General features: G+C 73.8%; 17 protein-coding genes. 15 read left to right on the forward strand and 2 right to left on the reverse strand.

Translation table 11 applies throughout. From position 1 onward, the window contains the following. Positions 1-291: 291 nt before the first annotated feature. The 11 genes from ACWEQL_RS34035 (at position 292) to ACWEQL_RS34085 (ending at position 11238) form a co-directional block, all read left to right on the forward strand. Positions 292-636 carry a RidA family protein gene (locus ACWEQL_RS34035; RefSeq protein ID WP_452154246.1) on the forward strand — a complete coding sequence of 115 codons (345 nt, stop codon included), beginning with the start codon at positions 292-294 and terminating at the stop codon, positions 634-636. Positions 637-1048: 412 nt separating this feature from the next. Continuing rightward, positions 1049-2344, forward strand: coding sequence for a branched-chain amino acid ABC transporter substrate-binding protein (locus ACWEQL_RS34040; protein WP_452154247.1), 1296 nt, complete (start codon positions 1049-1051; stop codon positions 2342-2344). Positions 2345-2580: 236 nt separating this feature from the next. Next, positions 2581-3792, forward strand: coding sequence for a serine hydrolase domain-containing protein (locus ACWEQL_RS34045; protein ID WP_452154248.1), 1212 nt, complete (start codon positions 2581-2583; stop codon positions 3790-3792). 95 nt (positions 3793-3887) lie between these two features. Continuing rightward, on the forward strand, positions 3888-4775 hold the full coding sequence (locus tag ACWEQL_RS34050) for a prohibitin family protein (protein ID WP_452154249.1): 888 nt from the start codon (positions 3888-3890) through the stop codon (positions 4773-4775). 104 nt (positions 4776-4879) lie between these two features. Next, positions 4880-5317, forward strand: coding sequence for a hypothetical protein (locus ACWEQL_RS34055; RefSeq protein ID WP_452154250.1), 438 nt, complete (start codon positions 4880-4882; stop codon positions 5315-5317). 115 nt (positions 5318-5432) lie between these two features. Beyond that, positions 5433-6302, forward strand: a complete 870-nt coding sequence (locus ACWEQL_RS34060; protein WP_452154251.1) for an alpha/beta fold hydrolase — start codon at positions 5433-5435, stop codon at positions 6300-6302. Positions 6303-6523: 221 nt separating this feature from the next. Continuing rightward, positions 6524-6943 (forward strand): hypothetical protein, encoded by a 420-nt coding sequence (locus ACWEQL_RS34065; protein ID WP_452154252.1) that lies wholly within the window; start codon positions 6524-6526, stop codon positions 6941-6943. Between the two features lie 233 nt (positions 6944-7176). Next, a complete protein-coding gene (locus ACWEQL_RS34070; protein WP_452154253.1) occupies positions 7177-7944 on the forward strand; it encodes a hypothetical protein in 768 nt (255 codons plus the stop codon). Positions 7945-8088: 144 nt separating this feature from the next. Beyond that, on the forward strand, positions 8089-9483 hold the full coding sequence (locus tag ACWEQL_RS34075; RefSeq protein WP_452154254.1) for a glutamate decarboxylase: 1395 nt from the start codon (positions 8089-8091) through the stop codon (positions 9481-9483). A gap of 141 nt (positions 9484-9624) precedes the next feature. Then, the gene (locus tag ACWEQL_RS34080; RefSeq protein ID WP_452154255.1) at positions 9625-10194 is read left to right on the forward strand and encodes a PadR family transcriptional regulator; all 570 of its coding nucleotides are present in this window, start codon (positions 9625-9627) and stop codon (positions 10192-10194) included. A 54-nt stretch (positions 10195-10248) separates the two neighbouring features. Beyond that, complete coding sequence (locus tag ACWEQL_RS34085; protein ID WP_452154256.1) at positions 10249-11238, forward strand: hypothetical protein; 990 nt, start codon at positions 10249-10251, stop codon at positions 11236-11238. Positions 11239-11333: 95 nt separating this feature from the next. On the opposite strand, the gene ACWEQL_RS34090 is transcribed toward ACWEQL_RS34085, so the two are convergent. Both ACWEQL_RS34090 and ACWEQL_RS34095 read right to left on the reverse strand, forming a co-directional pair. Further along, positions 11334-12008: a hypothetical protein gene (locus ACWEQL_RS34090; protein WP_452154257.1), complete on the reverse strand. Its 675-nt coding sequence runs from the start codon at positions 12006-12008 to the stop codon at positions 11334-11336. 94 nt (positions 12009-12102) lie between these two features. Then, positions 12103-12723, reverse strand: a complete 621-nt coding sequence (locus ACWEQL_RS34095) for an L-threonylcarbamoyladenylate synthase (protein WP_452154258.1) — start codon at positions 12721-12723, stop codon at positions 12103-12105. Between the two features lie 255 nt (positions 12724-12978). Here ACWEQL_RS34095 and ACWEQL_RS34100 point away from each other — a divergent pair, with 255 nt between their 5' ends. The 4 genes from ACWEQL_RS34100 to ACWEQL_RS34115 all read left to right on the forward strand — a co-directional run. Beyond that, on the forward strand, positions 12979-13704 hold the full coding sequence (locus ACWEQL_RS34100; RefSeq protein ID WP_452154259.1) for a DUF2625 family protein: 726 nt from the start codon (positions 12979-12981) through the stop codon (positions 13702-13704). A gap of 88 nt (positions 13705-13792) precedes the next feature. Then, the gene (locus ACWEQL_RS34105) at positions 13793-14281 is read left to right on the forward strand and encodes a hypothetical protein (protein WP_452154260.1); all 489 of its coding nucleotides are present in this window, start codon (positions 13793-13795) and stop codon (positions 14279-14281) included. A 49-nt stretch (positions 14282-14330) separates the two neighbouring features. Then, on the forward strand, positions 14331-15134 hold the full coding sequence (locus ACWEQL_RS34110; RefSeq protein ID WP_452154261.1) for a DUF6461 domain-containing protein: 804 nt from the start codon (positions 14331-14333) through the stop codon (positions 15132-15134). A gap of 344 nt (positions 15135-15478) precedes the next feature. After that, the coding region (locus ACWEQL_RS34115; RefSeq protein WP_452154262.1) for a MerR family transcriptional regulator at positions 15479-15767 on the forward strand (289 nt) is incomplete at its 3' end.

The raw sequence follows: 15767 nt of genomic DNA on the forward strand, positions 1-15767 counted from the left end.
CTGCACCACACAAACCCCGAAATAAAAACCCCGCCCCATTACCCCCCGGCGCCGCCCCGGGCCGCGCCGCGGCCCCCCGGCGCGCCCCCCCCCGCCGTTCTGCCCCGCAGGCCCGTGCGCCGCCGCTCCTCCGGCCTGCGGGCGCCCGCCGCAGGCCCGTACGCCGCCCCTCCGGCGTACCCCGCACGGCCGCCGCCGGGCCCCGGTGACCGGTGCGTGGACAGCGCCGACGGCGCCCGGCCGGGGCCGTTACGCTCGGCGCTCCCCGAAGATCCACCAGGAGGTTCCCCCATGATTCAGCGGTTCGGCTCCGGCGCGCGGATGAGCGAGGCCGTCGTGCACAACGGCACGGTCTACCTGGCGGGCCAGGTCGCCGGCGACCTCACGCAGGATGTGAAGGGGCAGACGGAGCAGGTCCTGGCCGCGATCGACGGCCTGTTGGCGGAGGCCGGCAGCGACAGGAGCCGGATCCTGCGGGCCGAGATCTACCTCGCCGACGTCAAGGAGTTCGGCGAGATGAACCTGGCGTGGGACGCCTGGGTGCCGGCCGGGCACACGCCCGCCCGCGCGACCGTCGAGGCGAGCCTCTACCGGCCCGAGGTCCGGGTCGAGATCGTGGTGACCGCCGCGGTCTGAGCCGCCCGCGGGCCGTCCGGGCCCACCCCGGGCCCGCCTCCGGTGCCGGCCGGCCCACCCCCGGACGAGGTGGGCCGGCCGGCACCGGAGGTTCGGGCCGAGATCACGGCGTTGGCATGTCCGGCAAACTGCCCCGCCGAATCCGTTGACGCTCCAGTCGGGCCGCGGTTAAGGTCACGCCCCATGGATGGCCGACGAAGCGGTCGGCCAGGGCACAGGCGGGCCGGTCCCGTCCCTGCCCGGCATCCTCCGGCATTGCCCCGGGCAGGACCCGTCGAAGGTCCCTGCCCGGTCAACCCTCGCCTTCCACCCGTGCATCCGGCCAGGCCCCCGTCCGTCGGCGTTCCCTCCTACGTCGCGACCCGGGCCGGTTCGCCGTGTCGGAAGGGCCCGCTATGCAAGGGATGGACCGTTGACCAGATTCCCGCTGCCCGGACCGCGCGACCGGGCTCCGGAGGCGTCCGAGGCGCCGCCCCGGGCGAGACCCGGCGCGGCCACCGCCCGCCGCATGCCCGTCCTGGGCCTGGTGTGCGTACTCGCACTGTCCGGTTGCTGGCCCGGTTCCGACTCCGAGCCGACCATCACCCTCACCATCGGCCTGGACGTTCCGCTCAGCGGTGAACTCGCCGACCTCGGACAGGGCGTCAAGCACTCGGCCGACCTGGCCATCGCCAAGGCCAACGAGAAGAACACCGTGCCCGGCGTCCGCTTCAAGCTCGACGCCAAGGACGACCGCGGCGACGAGCAGGCCGCCAAGAACAACGGCGAGGCCTTCGCCTCCGACACCAACGTCATCGGCGTGGTCGGCCCGCTCACCTCCTCCAGCGCCGTCTCCATGGCACCGGTGCTCTCCCAGGCCGGCCTGGCCGAGATCTCGCCGTCCAACACCTCGCCCGCCCTGACCTGGGGCCCGGACTACCGGGCCAACGGCAAGAAGCGCCAGTACTCCACCTACTTCCGCACGGTGACCACCGACGCCGTCCAGGGCCCGCTGATCGCCCGGTACGCCCGGAGCAAGCTCAACGCCGCCAAGGCCGCCGTGATCAGCGACACCAAGGTCTACGGCACCAACCTCGCCGCCGAGTTCGCCGGCGCCTTCGAGACCGCCGGCGGCAAGGTGGTCCTGCGGGCCACCGTGGAGCCCGGCACCACCGACTTCTCCAAGCTGGTCGCCCAGATCGCCGCCGCCAAGCCCGACGTCATCTACTACGGCGGCCAGCACCCCGAGGGCGGCCCGCTCGCCGCCAAGCTCAAGGCCGCCGGCGTCAAGGCCCCCGTGGCGGGCGGCGACGGGCTGCACACCGACGGGTACGTGAAGGCCGTCGGCCCGGGCGCCAACGGCGACATCGCCAGCCAGCCCGGCATCTCCGTCGAGGGACTCGCCTCCGCCTACACCTACCTCGACGCCTACCGCGCGGCCGGTCACGCCGAGGAGCCGGGCCCGTTCGGCCCGTACGCCTACGACTCGACCTGGGCGCTGATCGAGGCGGTCGGTCGCGCCCGCGAGGGCGACGGCGCCAAGCTCAGCGGCGTCGAACTGCGCAAGGCCGTCGCCAACGCGCTGCAGCAGGTCGCGTTCTTCGGCGTCACCGGCGACGTCTCCTTCGACGAGTTCGGCGACATCCGCAACCAGGTGGCCTCGATCTACCAGGTCCAGGAGGGGTCCTGGAAGGCGCTCGTGCCACTGGCCCGTCTGCGCGACTACTGATCCCGCCCGTCCCGTTCCGCCTGCCCCGCTCCATCCCGCCCGAAGCCCGGTCGTACGATCCGCGGGGGCTCCCCACGCGCCCCCGCGGGTCGTACGTCCGACGTCCCTTCTTCCCCCGCCCGTACGACACGCGGGGCGCCGCCCGGCCCCCGCGGATCGTGCGTCCGGTGCCGCACAGTGGTGGGGGACAGCGGGGACGACGGGCCGTCAGCGGCCCACCAGGAGGGCGAGGGCCGATGGGTGGCGCGAGCGGACTGTCGAAGGACCGGCTGGGCCGGCTGCACCGGGTGCTGACCGGCTACGTCGAACGCGGCGAGCTGCCCGGCCTGGTGGCCGCGGTCGCCCGGGACGGGGACGAGCACGTCGAGGTGATCGGCCACCTGGCGGTCGGCGGCGCGCAGCCGATGCGGCGCGACGCGTTGTTCCGGATCGCGTCGATGACCAAGCCGGTCACCGCCGTGGCCGCCCTCACCCTGGTCGAGGAGTGCCTCCTGCGGCTGGACGACCCGGTCGACGAACTGCTCCCGGAGCTGGCCGGCCGGCGGGTGCTGCGCCGCCCGGACGCCGAACTGGACGACACCGAGCCGGCCCGGCGGTCCATCACCCTGCGGGACCTGCTGACCTTCCGGCTCGGGTTCGGACTGCTGATGGATCCCGAACCCACCCCCATCGCCCGGGCCCTGGCCGAGCGCCGGGTCGACGTCCGGGTGCCGCGCTCCGACGCCTCCGCGCCCGCGCCCGACGAGTACCTGCGCCGGCTCGGCGAACTGCCGCTGGTCCACCAGCCCGGGACGGCCTGGCTGTACCACACCGGCGCGGCCGTGCTCGGCGTGCTGCTCGCCCGGGCCTGCGGCAAGCCCCTCGGCGAGGTCCTGCGCGAGCGGGTGCTCGACCCGCTGGGCATGCGGGACACCGGCTTCGCCGTCCCGGCGGCGGACCTCCACCGCCTGACCGCCTCGTACGCCCCCGATCCGGGCGGCGGGCCGCTGGTCCCGTACGACGGAACGGCGGACAGCGTCTGGGCACGGGAGCCGGACTTCCCCGACGGCGGGGCCGACCTGGTCTCCACCCTCGACGACTACCTGGTGTTCGCCCGGATGCTCGCCGCGGGCGGGCGCCACGGCGGGGCGCGGCTGCTCTCCCGCGCGGCGGTCACGCTGATGACCTCCCAGCAGCTGACGGCCGAGCAGCTCGCGCGTTCCGGCCCGCTCCTCGGCCGCCCCGACCTGACCGGGTGGGGCTTCGGCGTCTCCGTCGCCACCACCCGCACCGGTCTCGCGGGCGTCGGCCGCTACGGCTGGGACGGCGGGCTGGGCACCGTCTGGTTCAACGACCCGGGGGAGCGGCTGACCGGCGTCCTGCTCACCCCGCGCCACTTCGAGTCGCCCGAACCGCCCCCGATCGCCCGGGACTTCGAGACCTCGGCGTACCAGGCCATGGACGCCTGAGGGAGGGCCGCCGACGCCGGAACGTGGGTCCGGGTTCACCGTGATGACATCCGGCGGACACCCGTGCGACCCGTCCCACTCCCTACTCTGCCGCCATGATCTACATATCAGTGATCCTGGTCGTCCTCGGCGTCACCCTGCTGGTCCTGAAGCGTCGGCGGACCGTCGAATTCCGGTTCGCCGCGCTCGCCGGGGCGCTGACGGCGGCCCTCGGCCTGCTGCTCGGACTCACCACCTTCACCTACGTCGTCGAGCCCTACGAGGTCGGCGTGCCCACCACGCTCGGCAAGGTCGGCGGGCCCTGGAAGCCCGGGCTCCACCTCAAGTCGCCGTTCACCGAGGTGACCACCTTCTCCACCCGGCCCACCGACCTCAACCTCACCGACGGCGACACCGTCGAGGTCCGCTCCTCCGAGGGCGGCGTGCTCTACGCCGACCTGACCGTCAAGTGGTCCGTCGACCCGGCGCACGCGCTGGCCCTCTTCAAGCTCGCCGGCGACGGGGACGCCGTCCAGAAGCGCCTGGTCTACGCCGACAGCCGGGAGATCGTCCGCAACGTCTTCGCCAAGCACACCAGCGTCGAGGGCTACTCCTCCCAGCGCGAGTCGGTCAGCTCGGAGATCACCAAGCTGATCACCGAGCGGCTGTCCCCGCGCGGCATCCAGGTCAACGGCGTCAACCTGCGCAACGTCCGCCCCAGCGAGGGCCTGCAGAAGGCCATCGACCAGAAGATCGCCCAGGACCAGGCCACCGCGCAGGCCGAGGCCGCCGTCCGCACCGCCAAGGCCGAGGCCGAGAAGCGCAAGATCGACTCCGAGAGCACCGCCGCGGCCAACGCCGCGATCGCCGGCTCGCTGACCGACAAGATCCTGCTCAGCCAGTGCATCGAGGCCTTCAAGGCGGCCGCCGAGAAGAACCCGGTCTACGCCAGCCCCTGCGGCACCAACGGCACCCCGGTGATCGTCGACGGCACCAAGCGCTGACCCCCGCCGGGGCGGAGCACCCTCCGCCCCCACGCCGCTACCGTCCCGACCCCCGGGTTACCTTGGGTGCGGCCGTCACCCATGTCGACCCGGGGGGTTCGTACGTGACACACATTCAGGTACCCGATCCGGAGCCGGACTGGCAGCCGGCCGCGGTCCCGCCGTACTACACCGGGAAGAACCCGGCGACGCAGTTCAGCCTGTGGCAGGTCGCGCTCGGTTCCTTCCGGATGATCGCCGGTCTTGAGCCGCCGCTGGAGGCCCTGGCGGCGCGGCTGGTGATGCAGGTCGAGCGCAGCTGGGAGGACCTCGGCGAGGTCGACACCGCGTTCTTCCGCATCGAGCGCCTGGACTTCGCGCTCAGCCGGCTGACGTACAACCAGGCCGAGACCTGGGTCTGGCTCGATCGCCGGCACGAGGACCCGGAGGCCGCCCTCGGCATCCTCCTGAACGCCCTCGGCCTGGGCTGGGAGGCCGTGGTCTTCACCGGCGGCCCGGACAGCGGCTTCCACTACCTCGACCACGGCCGTCAGCCGTCCTGAGCCGGCGCCCCGGGGCGGGGCGCGGTCCTCGCCCGGACGGGCCTTCAGTTCCGCAGCTCCACGGCCGATCGTTCAGGGTGTACGGACCCCGAGGATCCCGGCGGATGGAGCCACCTTGAGCGAGCGCGACCACGGAACCGGCCCGGCACCGCAGGACGGCCCGCGTACGGAGCCACGGGTCGCGGTGGCCCGGCTCGCGCGGGACGGGCTGGTGCTGCCGTACGCCGAGCAGGGCCCCCGGACCGGGCTCCCGGTGGTGCTGGTGCACGCCATCGGGGACTCGTGGCGTTCCTTCGAGCCGTTGATGGCCCGCCTTCCGCCGGACCTGCGGGTGCTCGCGCCCAACCTGCGGGGGCACGGCGGGGCGAGCTGCCCGCCGCACGGGTACCGTCCGGCGGACTTCGCGGGCGACCTGGCGGCGTTCCTGGACGAGGTGGGCATCGGACGGGCGGTGCTGGTGGGGTCGTCCAGCGCGGGTTTCGTGCTGCGCCGCTTCGCCGCGGCCGCGCCGGAACGGGTGGCCGGCCTGGTCTTCCTCGGCTCGCCCGCCCAGCTGGGCGACCGGCCCCGGGCGGAGGAGATCCGGGAGTGGGCCGACGGCCTCACCGACCCGCTCGACCGATCGGAGCTGCGCGCCCTGCTCGACTCGCTGGTGACACGGCCGCTGCCGGAGGACTTCGCCGAGCTGATGGTGCGGGAGAGCATGCTCGCGCCGGCCCGGGTGTGGCGCGAGACGGCTCACGGTCTGTTCGACGAACCGCCTCCGTCCGGCCTCGACCGGGTCACCGCTCCCGTCCTGCTGATCTGGGGCGACCGGGACTCGGTGCTGCCCCGCGCGGACCAGGAACGCCTGGCCGCCGCCTTCCCCCGTGTCACCCTCCTGGTCCACGAGGGCTCCGGCCACGTCGTGCACTGGGACGACCCGGCCCGCACCGCCACCGACCTGGTGTCCTTCGTGGAGCGGATCCCGGCGCCGCCCCGGTGATCCCGTACGGCGGGAAGGCGTCGGGCCCGGGGGCACCTGCCGCGGTGGGCGGAAGCTACCGGAGAGTCACTTCATGTACAGTCAACTTCCTATTATCTGAGCATAGTTGAGGGTTGTTCGGTGTCGCCACCGAGGTCCCGGGATCCGCTACGGTGACCCGGTGATGACGCGGGGCGGAGGGCCTCGTGTCGTCCTGTCGAACTCACTGATTGGGGGCTCAGGTGAATCGTTGGGTGTGGCGCGCGGCGGCGATCGGATCGGGGGCGGGGGCGGCGGCCCTGGGGGCGACCGTGGTGCTGGTCGACCTCGACACGGCGGACCGCGCCGCGAGCGTCGTCGGGGCGGTCGTCGCCCTCGCCGGTCTGGTGCTGGCGCTGCGGCCGCTGTTGCGATCCGGCTCCGGCGCGGGCCCGGGCGGTCCGGCGGGCCAGGGCGGTCCGGCGGGCGAGGCGTGGGTGGAGGTTACGGGCGGCGGCGTCGGCGCCCGGCGCGACATCATCGGCGCCCACGCGTTCGCCACAGGTCAGCCGGTCCCGGACCCCGGGGTGGACCCGCAGACGCTCGTCGTCCGGGTGGACGGGGACGGTTCCGTCGGTGCGGGTGGCAGCATCGTCGGCATCGACCTGGGCAACCGTCGGTGAGCTCGGACCGGGGCACAGGCGAGGGCCGGGGGAGACCCGCCACCGGCGGCCCGGCCGGACCACCCGGCGGCGGATCCGCGCCTCGTAAAAGCGTCCCGTCCGGGGCGGTCCCGTTCCCGCCGCTCCCCGGTGAGCCGCCGCGCACGGCCCCGCCCCGTGCGGCGCCGTCCTCATCGGTCCCGCACCCATCGGCGCCGACGGGCGGCAGCGGCGTACCGGGCAACGGCCGGTGGATGAACGTCGGCGCCTCCGACGGGGCCGCGGCTGCCGGGCGTGACATCGCCGGCTCCGCGACCGGCGCGCACAGCCAGGCCAACAACCAGCACATCACCATCATCCCGCCGATGCCCGCGGCGCCGCCCGCGATGACGTCCGACCGGTCGAAGGGGCGCAATGTGGCGCTCTACGTCCTGGCGGCGTCCATCCTGGCCGCCGCGATCATCATCGGACCGCAACTGCGCGGCGATGACAGGAATGAGGAGAACCGGGGAGCCGGGGCCCAGGGGACCTCCACGGCCGCACCCGCCCCGACCGTCACGGCGCCGGTCGCGCCGGCGACCGAGCGGCCGCCGTCGGCGCCGGCCGGGAAGACGCCGACCGGGGGAGCGGCGGGCCAGGACGGGATCCGGTACAAGGGTGAGGTCAAGCTCCGCTATCTCGACCTGGACGCCAAGCCGCCGGCGCTGATGGCCATACCCGATTTCCTGGCCGGGTTCAACGTGGACTACTCGGTCGGCTCGGGTCAGAGCGCAGCGGTCATCAGCATGGGCGGGGGCATCCCGGGGACCGTCTCGGTGGCCCGCTACAAGGAGTCAAGTGATCCGTCACGCCAGCGCTGCTCCGACCTGCTGAAGACCCAGAGCGCTCAAACGGTGGGTGTGGATTCGGGCGCTCGCCTCTGCGTGCGGACCGCGCTCGGGAGGATCGCCTTCGTCGCCGTGGGGCGGTTCAGTGAGGGCGCCTTCTCCGGGACCGTCACGGTGTGGGAGGAGGAGGACTAGAGAGGCGGCTTCATCCCCCCGGGGACGTGGCACGGCCGCGCCACGTCCCCGGTGTCGCCACGGGATGGCCTACCTCCGGGTGCCGCCGGTTCGGACTGTCCGTATTGTCCGAGTCGGATCAGTGGACGACACGAGAGGTGACCGGTGGCCCTCCACAACGCACAGGAGCCGGCGCCCGACCCGGCCGTCGACATCTTCGCCTCGCCGTTGAGCGAGCGACCGCTGCCCAAGCGGTCCATGCCCGACCTGCCCTCGCCCCCGGCCGTCGTCTTCCAGCTGCTGCGCAACGAACTGCTGCTGGACGGCAACGCCGCGCAGAACCTCGCCACCTTCTGCACCACCTGGGCGGACGACGAGGTCCACCGCCTGATGGACCTGTGCCTCGACAAGAACATCGTCGACAAGGACGAGTACCCGCAGACCGCGGAGATCGAGTCGCGCTGCGTGAACATCCTCGCCGACCTGTGGCACGCACCCGCCGGCGCCGGCGCCGACGGCGCGAATGCGGTGGGCTGTTCGACCACCGGCTCCAGCGAGGCCGCGATGCTCTGCGGCCTCGCCCTCAAGTGGCGCTGGCGCGACCGGCGCCTCGCGGCCGGGAAGCCGACGGACCGACCGAACCTGGTGTGCGGCCCGGTGCAGGTGTGCTGGGAGAAGTTCGCCCGCTACTTCGACGTCGAGCTGCGCCAGATCCCGGTCGAGGCCGGGGCGACCGGCCTGCAGGCGCACCAGCTGCGCGAGTACGTCGACGAGAACACCATCGGCGTCGTCGCGATCCTCGGCGTCACCTACACCTGCACCTACGAGCCGGTCGCGGAGATCGCCGCCGAGCTCGACCGCATGCAGGCCGAGAGCGGCATCGACGTCCCCCTGCACATCGACGCGGCCTCCGGCGGGTTCATCGCGCCCTTCCTCCACCCCGACCTGGGGTGGGACTTCCGCCTGCCGCGGGTCGCCTCGATCAACGCCTCCGGCCACAAGTACGGCATGGCCCCGCTCGGCGTCGGCTGGGCCCTGTGGCGCGACCAGGCGGCCCTGCCGGACGACCTGGTCTTCCACGTCTCCTACCTCGGCGGCGACATGCCCACCCTCGCCCTGAACTTCTCCCGCCCCGGCGGCCAGGTCGTCACCCAGTACTTCATGTTCCTGCGCCTGGGCCGCGACGGGTACCGGCGGGTCTACCAGGCCTGCGCCGACACCGCCCAGCACCTCGGCCGGCAGGTCGCCGAGATGGGCCCCTTCACCCTGCTCTACGACGGTGTGGGTGCGCTGCCCGCCGTCTCCTGGACGCTCACCGACCCGAACTCGGTCGGCTGGAGCCTGTACGACCTCTCCGACCAGCTCCGTATGCGCGGCTGGCAGGTGCCCTCCTACCCGCTGCCGCCCGACCGCCAGGAGACCGTCATCCAGCGCGTCCTGGTCCGCCACGGCGTCGACCGCGACGAGATCGAACTCCTCGCCGAGGACATGCGCCGCGCGATCAAGCACCTCGACGAGGGCCACCCGCGCGATGCGGACCGGGTCGGCTTCCACCACTGACGGTACGGCTGTGACCGGGGCCGGGGCGAGATCGCCCCGGCCCCGGCCGTTCGCGCCCGGAGCAGCCCGGAGCAGCCCGGAGCAGCCCGGAGCAGCCCGGGGGCCTGGCCAATAGTCTAATTAGACTGTTAGGGTCGGGCCATGCCGAGCAGGACCCTGGACAACCCGATCGTGCCCGCCGTGCTGGGCCTCCTCCTGGAGGGTCCCTCGCACCCCCATCAGATGCTCTCCGACCTGCGGGAACGCGGCGAGGCGCAGGCGGGCGCGATCACCCGCGGCACCCTGTACACCACGGTCGCCGCGCTGGCCGGCGCCGGCTGGGTGGCTGAGCTGGGACGGGAGCGTGAGGGCAACCGGCCCGAGCGAACCGTCTACGGGCTCACGGACGCCGGCCGGGAGGAACTGGTGCGCCGACTGGACGCCCGGATCCGCGACCCGGCGCGGGAGTTCTCCCGGTTCCTGGGGGCGGTCACCCATCTGGGAGTGCTCGGGCCGGACGGCGCCGCCGACGCGCTCACCGAGCGCGCCGACCGCCTGCGCGCGCGCATCGCGGCGGACGAGGAGCGGTTCGCGGCCGCCCTGGCGACGGGCGTGCCCCGGCTGTTCGTCATCGAGGCCGACTACGCCCTCGCCCTCGCCCGGGCCGAGGCGGCCTGGGTCGACGGGGTGATCGAGGAGATCCGTACGGGGGCGCTGCCCTGGCCCGGGTGAGCGGGGCCGCCGACGGCGAGGCATCGAGGACCACGACGAGAGGAAGCGGACGACGTGACACGGTCATTACGGCAGGGACTGCTCTTCGGGATCTATCCCGGCTCGCTCACCGGCGACGACGCCGGCGGCCTGGCGGCCGGACCGCCCGACGACCCGGCCCGGGTGACCGAGGCCCTGGACCGGCTCCAGGGCCGCCCCGGCCGGCCGTTCCTGGTCCGGGCGTACCTCGGCTTCGACGACTCCACCCGCCCGGGCACCGTGCACGGGACCCGGACGCCGGCCGACGCCGCCCGCTACGCCGTCCACGGACGGCGGCTGGACCTGGTGGCGCAGTACCGCTCCGCCGCCGGGGACGTGGACGGCTACTGCGCCTTCCTGTGCGAACTCGTCGCCCAGTACGGTGCGGTGACGGACACCCTGCAGATCGCGGAGGAGCCGAACGCGGTGGGGAACCCCCTGCTCGACGGCCACTACCCGCGCGTCGAGGAGGCGGTCGTCCGAGGCGTGTCGGCCGCCAGGGCCCGCGCGCGCGAACTCGGGCACGACCACCTGCGGATCGGCTTCAACACCACGGTCCTGTTCGGCCCGGGCGCGTCCTTCGTCGCCGGACTGACCGCGCTCGGCGGCGAGACCTTCGTCGCCGACCTGGACTACATCGGCCTGGACTTCTTCCCCGACGTCTTCCAGCCGGTCGCCGCCGGCGAACTCGCCGGTGCCGTGGGCTGGTTGCTGCGGCACCACCGCGAGAGCGTGCTCACCCCGGCCGGCCTCGGGCACCTGCCGCTGCACATCACCGAGCACGGCTGGCCGACCGGGCCCGACCGTCCCGCGTCCCGGCAGGCCGAGGTCGTCGAGACCGTGGTCGGGGCCGTCGCCGACCACGCCGACGAGCTCGACCTGAGCGGCTACACGCACTTCGCCCTGCGCGACGCCGACAGCACCGACCCCGGCCTGTTCCACCGGTTCGGGCTCACCACCGACGACTACACGCCCAAACCCGCCTTCGAGACCTTCCGCGCCCTGATCGAGAAGTACGGCGCCTGACGCCACTGCTCGCACAGCGGCCCGCGCCGGAGTCCCGTGCCCACCGGACGCCGACGCGGGCCGTTGTCGGTGGGCCGACGGACAGGGCAGAACACCTAGCGCAACGGGCGCGGGGTGCTGTCCCACTGCCAGCGGGTGAGGCGTTCGCGCCCCGGCAGGTCACCCCGGCCGGTCGCCCACAGCAGGGTCTCCCAGGGTGCGGCGTCGGTCGGGGCGGTGGGGAACAGCCTCTTCAGCACCCGGGCGCAGATCGCCTCGGGAGCCTCCCAGTCGAGGCCGAGGCCGCGCGCCAGGTCCTCGGCGTGCACGAACAGCTCCACCAGGCCCATGGCCGCGGAGCCTTCCGGATCCGTCGTCCCGAACACATGGAACGCGCGGGCCCCGGGCGATGCCGTCCGCACCATCGCCACGTGCAGTGCCCCGCACGCCTCCAGCACCTGCACCAGGCCCTCCGGCCCGCCCCCGTGCTCGGCGAAGATCACGTTGGCGGGCCTGCCGGGTGCCTCCCGTCGCCAGACGAAGGGCACGTGCGTGACGGCCGCAGGCGCCTGCGGGCCCAGCTGGGCCGCGTAGGCGAAGAGGTCGTCGGCCAGGTGCTCCGCCGTCTCCCAGCAGCTCCACTCCAGTGTCCCGGCGGGGCGGTCCCAGTCGGCGGCGAGCGCGGCGGGGCGGCGCAGCAGGTCGAGGACGAGCCGGACGCCCTCGGCGAGATCGTCGGCCGTCACCGGGCCCGCGGCGCGCGGGTCTTCTACATGATCATGATCGGACATGCGCCGAGACTACGGGCCCACCCCTCGGACGACCACCGGTTTCCCCGGTGCCCCGGCTGCGGGGCCTCGGGAAACGGCGGTCGCGCTCAGCCGGTCACTCGAAGCGCGTGGTGTCGCCGGCACCACGGCGGACGATCTCCGCCTCGCCGCTGGAGAAGTCGATGACCGTCGTCGGCTCCGTGCCGCACTCGCCCGAGTCCACCACGGCGTCCAGCACGTGGTCGAGCCGCTCCTTGATCTCCCACCCCTGGGTCATCGGCTCGTCCTCACCGGGGAGGAGCAGGGTGCTGGAGAGCAGGGGCTCACCGAGTTCGGCGAGCAGCGCCCTGGTGACGGCGTGGTCCGGGATCCTGACCCCCACCGTCTTCTTCTTCGGGTGCAACAGGCGGCGCGGAACCTCCTTGGTGGCGGGGAGGATGAAGGTGTAGCTGCCCGGCGTCGCGGCCTTGACGGCGCGGAAGACGTCGTTGTCGATGTGGACGAACTGCCCCAGCTGGGCGAAGTCCTGGCACATCAGGGTGAAGTGGTGGCGGTCGTCGAGACGCCGGATCGACCGGATGCGTTCGAGTCCGTCGCGGTTCTCCAGGCGACAGCCGAGGGCGAAACAGGAGTCGGTCGGGTACGCGATGAGGGCCCCGGACCGGAGACTGTCGGCCACGGTCCCGATGGTGCGCGGCTGGGGGGATTCTGGGTGCACGTCGAAGTACTTCGCCATTGGTCGACCCTACGGGATCCCCGCGCCCAACGGGGGCGCACGCCGGTCCACCGTGCGCCCCCGTCGGGCGGACCGGGCCGCCATACGTGTACGCATGGCCCCGGGGTTGCAGGTCAGGACGGTGCTTCGTCCGCGCTGCCCCGGGGGAGGAACCCGACGGGCTCCGGTGGCAGACGGAGCAGGCGGCGTTCACGGGGAGGCATCCTGTCCGGGCCCGGCTGTCGGGGCGGACGGACGTGGTGTGATGATCACCGGATGCGTGACATCGATGAGTTGGTCAGGGTGGACGATCCGGCGTGGCCGGAGCTCGCGGGCGAGCTCGCGACCAGCGCCGCCCCCGTCGAGGTGCTGCCGGCGGACGGGGACGAGGGCCGCCGTTGCCTCCTGCAGATGCAGGTCACCGCGCGTTCGACGCTCGGGGCCCTGGTGCTGAACACCGGGGGACTGCTCGTGGACCACGGATGGGTGCGGGTCTACGGCGGCGGGCCTGCCGGGGGCGGCGGCCTGCCGAGCCTGGGCCGGGTCAACCGCTTCCCCTCCACCGTGGATCCCGCCTGGCACCCGGCCGCCGGACTGGTCGTCGGCCACGACGTGGTGGGCGGTGTCTTCGCTCTGAACGGCCACGACCCCGCCGCGGCCGGCCGCCCGGGGGCGCCGGGCCGGATGACGTACTTCGCGCCCGACACCCTGGCCTGGGAGCCGATGGAGATGGGTCACTCCGTCTGGCTCTCCTGGCTGCTCTCGGGCCGGCTGGAGACCTTCTACGAGGCCCTTCGCTGGCCCGGCTGGCGCGAGGAGGCCGCGGAGCTGACGCTCGCGCAGGGCATCGCGGTCTACCCGTTCCTGTGGTCCGAGGAGGCCCACGCGGACCTCGCCGCGACCGCCCGGCGGCCCGTCCCGCTGCACGAGGTCCTCGGCGTGGCGGCCGACTTCGCCCGGCAGTCGGGTTCGTCCGACCCGGGGTTCCTCGGCGAGGTGTAGGGCCTGACCGGCGGTCCGGGCCGTGCGCGCGGAGCAGTGCGGTCCGATCAGGGCGTGCTGTCCGGGGGTTTCGCTCGTTGGGTCTGCCATGGGGCAGGATGCGGACGACGAAGGACAGCGGGCACCGGTGGTGTGGGCTCTGGCGGTGCGGGAGACCGCGGTGGGGCCGCCGTACGCGGAGGTGATCGTCGAGGTCGGCCCGGCGCTGCACGGGGACCTCGCGGAGCAGGCCGTGGACAGCGGGTTCGTCCTTGCGGGGGATCCGCCGGAGACGACCGCCGTGGTCGAGGTGCGCGGCGGCCGGCTGGAGCGGCTGGTGCTGGTGGGCGGCCGTCAGGTGTGGGAGCCCGCCTCGCCGGTGGCGGCCTCTCCGGGGTGGCTGTCGGCGGCCGGGGAGCGCGGGTGGGCGGTGGTGCTGCTGGTGGCGCCGGGCACCTGGCCGCCCGGCCTGATGGAGCTGGAGCCGTCCGAGCGCGCCGCCGCCTTCACCCGGAGCCTGGCGGAGGCCAACGCGACCGGCCTGGTCCTGCACGGCCTGGCCACGGTCCAGGAGCTCCCCGGAGACGCCGAGAGCTGATCCCGGCTCCGGCCGGGCCGTGTCGGTGGCGGCTGGCAGACTGCGGATCATGACTTCGGCGACCGCACGCGACTACGACTGGATCCGTTCCTCCCCGTACTTCCGCCACGCCCTGGAGATCGGGTACACCCTGACCCTGGTGCGGGGCGTCGCCCCGGACGAGGTGCTGCGGGTGATGGGGGCCGAGCCGCAGGGCACGTGCACGGGGGTGGAGGAGCTGCTCGCGGCGCAGGACGAACTGTGGGACGGGACGGACCACTCGGACGCGTCCTTCCTCGCGGGTGCGTTCGCCGTGCCCGGCGAGGGCGGGGCGTGGACGCTCGTCCTGCAGTTCGGGGAGGGCGGCGCGGGGATGCGGGACGGCTTCCTGGAGGTCCTGTCCGCGGGCGGTCGCGCCGTGAAGCACTCCAGCAACGGTGGCAAGCCCATCCACCTGTTCCACTGGTACGAGGACGGGCGGCTCCGGACCACCTTCGAGGGCTCCGCGGCCAGGAGCGGCAGCACCCCGGACGACCTCAACCCGGTGCTGCGCGAGCTGGGCCTCCCGCTCTCCTGCGACGACGAACCCGATCCGGGCGTCGACACCAAGGCGGCGGCCTTCGCCCTCGCCGAGCGGATGACCGGCGTACGGGTGACGGAGGAGCTCCTGTCGGCCGCCGAGTACCGCCTCGGTCATGTGCCGGAGGAGCCCGCCGAGGAGTGGACCAAGGTCGTCGTCGACATCACCGACGCCCACGGCGAGCGGTTCCACCGGGAGTTCACCTACGAGGAGGTCCAGGCCGCCATGGAGCGCGCCCGCGCCGAGGCCGGGGCGCCGATCGTGATCGAGGGACCGTTCCTCCCCGGCGCCTGACCCGCGAAGCCTGACCGCGATGGCGGCGGGCCGCGGACGGGCGCACGGTCTCCGGACCCGGCCCGGACGCGAGCGGGCACGCGGCGTCGCTCGGCGAAACGCTGCACAAGTGATGCGAATGGCCTTCGGCCGCCGAATCGCTGCACAGTGGGGGCGTGCCCCGGCGCGCCGCCTCACGCGGCCTCGACGGCTCGCCGAATGTGGTGGCCGACACGGGGTGTGAACGCCGCGCGTGTGGTGAACGGAGGAGGAGAGTGGACGTCCGGTCGTCCTCGCCACCGGCCCGCGCCATCGCGGGCCCGCCGCGGACGGCCCCGACACCCGGGCGGGGGGAGGAGGACCTCATCGTCTCGCAGGCAGCGGGCCCGGCGACCACCGGGGCATCCGGAGCGACGCCGCCCGACGAGGCCGGCCTGCCCACCGGAGGCGTGGCGCGGCGGCTGGGGGTGTCGCCGACGACGGTCCGCTCGTGGGAGCGCCGCTACGGCATCGGCCCGGCGCGGCGCGAGCCGGGGCACCACCGTCGGTGGAGCGCCGAGGACATCGCCGTCCTGGAGGCCATGTGCCGGCTGACGGCCCGCGGCGTCCGCCCCGGTGAGGCGGCGCGCGCGGCGCTGGCGGGCCGGCCGCGGC

The organism is Kitasatospora sp. NPDC004240 (genome assembly GCF_053603215.1).

Excerpts from the sequence above, each read along its gene's own strand:
- ACWEQL_RS34080 (WP_452154255.1), top strand. The coding sequence starts at position 9,625 with ATGCCGAGCAGGACCCTGGACAACCCGATCGTGCCCGCCGTGCTGGGC.
- ACWEQL_RS34105 (WP_452154260.1), top strand. The coding sequence starts at position 13,793 with ATGGGGCAGGATGCGGACGACGAAGGACAGCGGGCACCGGTGGTGTGG.
- ACWEQL_RS34100 (WP_452154259.1), top strand. The coding sequence starts at position 12,979 with ATGCGTGACATCGATGAGTTGGTCAGGGTGGACGATCCGGCGTGGCCG.
- ACWEQL_RS34050 (WP_452154249.1), top strand. The coding sequence starts at position 3,888 with ATGATCTACATATCAGTGATCCTGGTCGTCCTCGGCGTCACCCTGCTG.
- ACWEQL_RS34045 (WP_452154248.1), top strand. The coding sequence starts at position 2,581 with ATGGGTGGCGCGAGCGGACTGTCGAAGGACCGGCTGGGCCGGCTGCAC.
- ACWEQL_RS34070 (WP_452154253.1), top strand. The coding sequence starts at position 7,177 with ATGAACGTCGGCGCCTCCGACGGGGCCGCGGCTGCCGGGCGTGACATC.
- ACWEQL_RS34110 (WP_452154261.1), top strand. The coding sequence starts at position 14,331 with ATGACTTCGGCGACCGCACGCGACTACGACTGGATCCGTTCCTCCCCG.
- ACWEQL_RS34095 (WP_452154258.1), bottom strand. The coding sequence starts at position 12,723 with ATGGCGAAGTACTTCGACGTGCACCCAGAATCCCCCCAGCCGCGCACC.
- ACWEQL_RS34035 (WP_452154246.1), top strand. The coding sequence starts at position 292 with ATGATTCAGCGGTTCGGCTCCGGCGCGCGGATGAGCGAGGCCGTCGTG.
- ACWEQL_RS34090 (WP_452154257.1), bottom strand. The coding sequence starts at position 12,008 with ATGTCCGATCATGATCATGTAGAAGACCCGCGCGCCGCGGGCCCGGTG.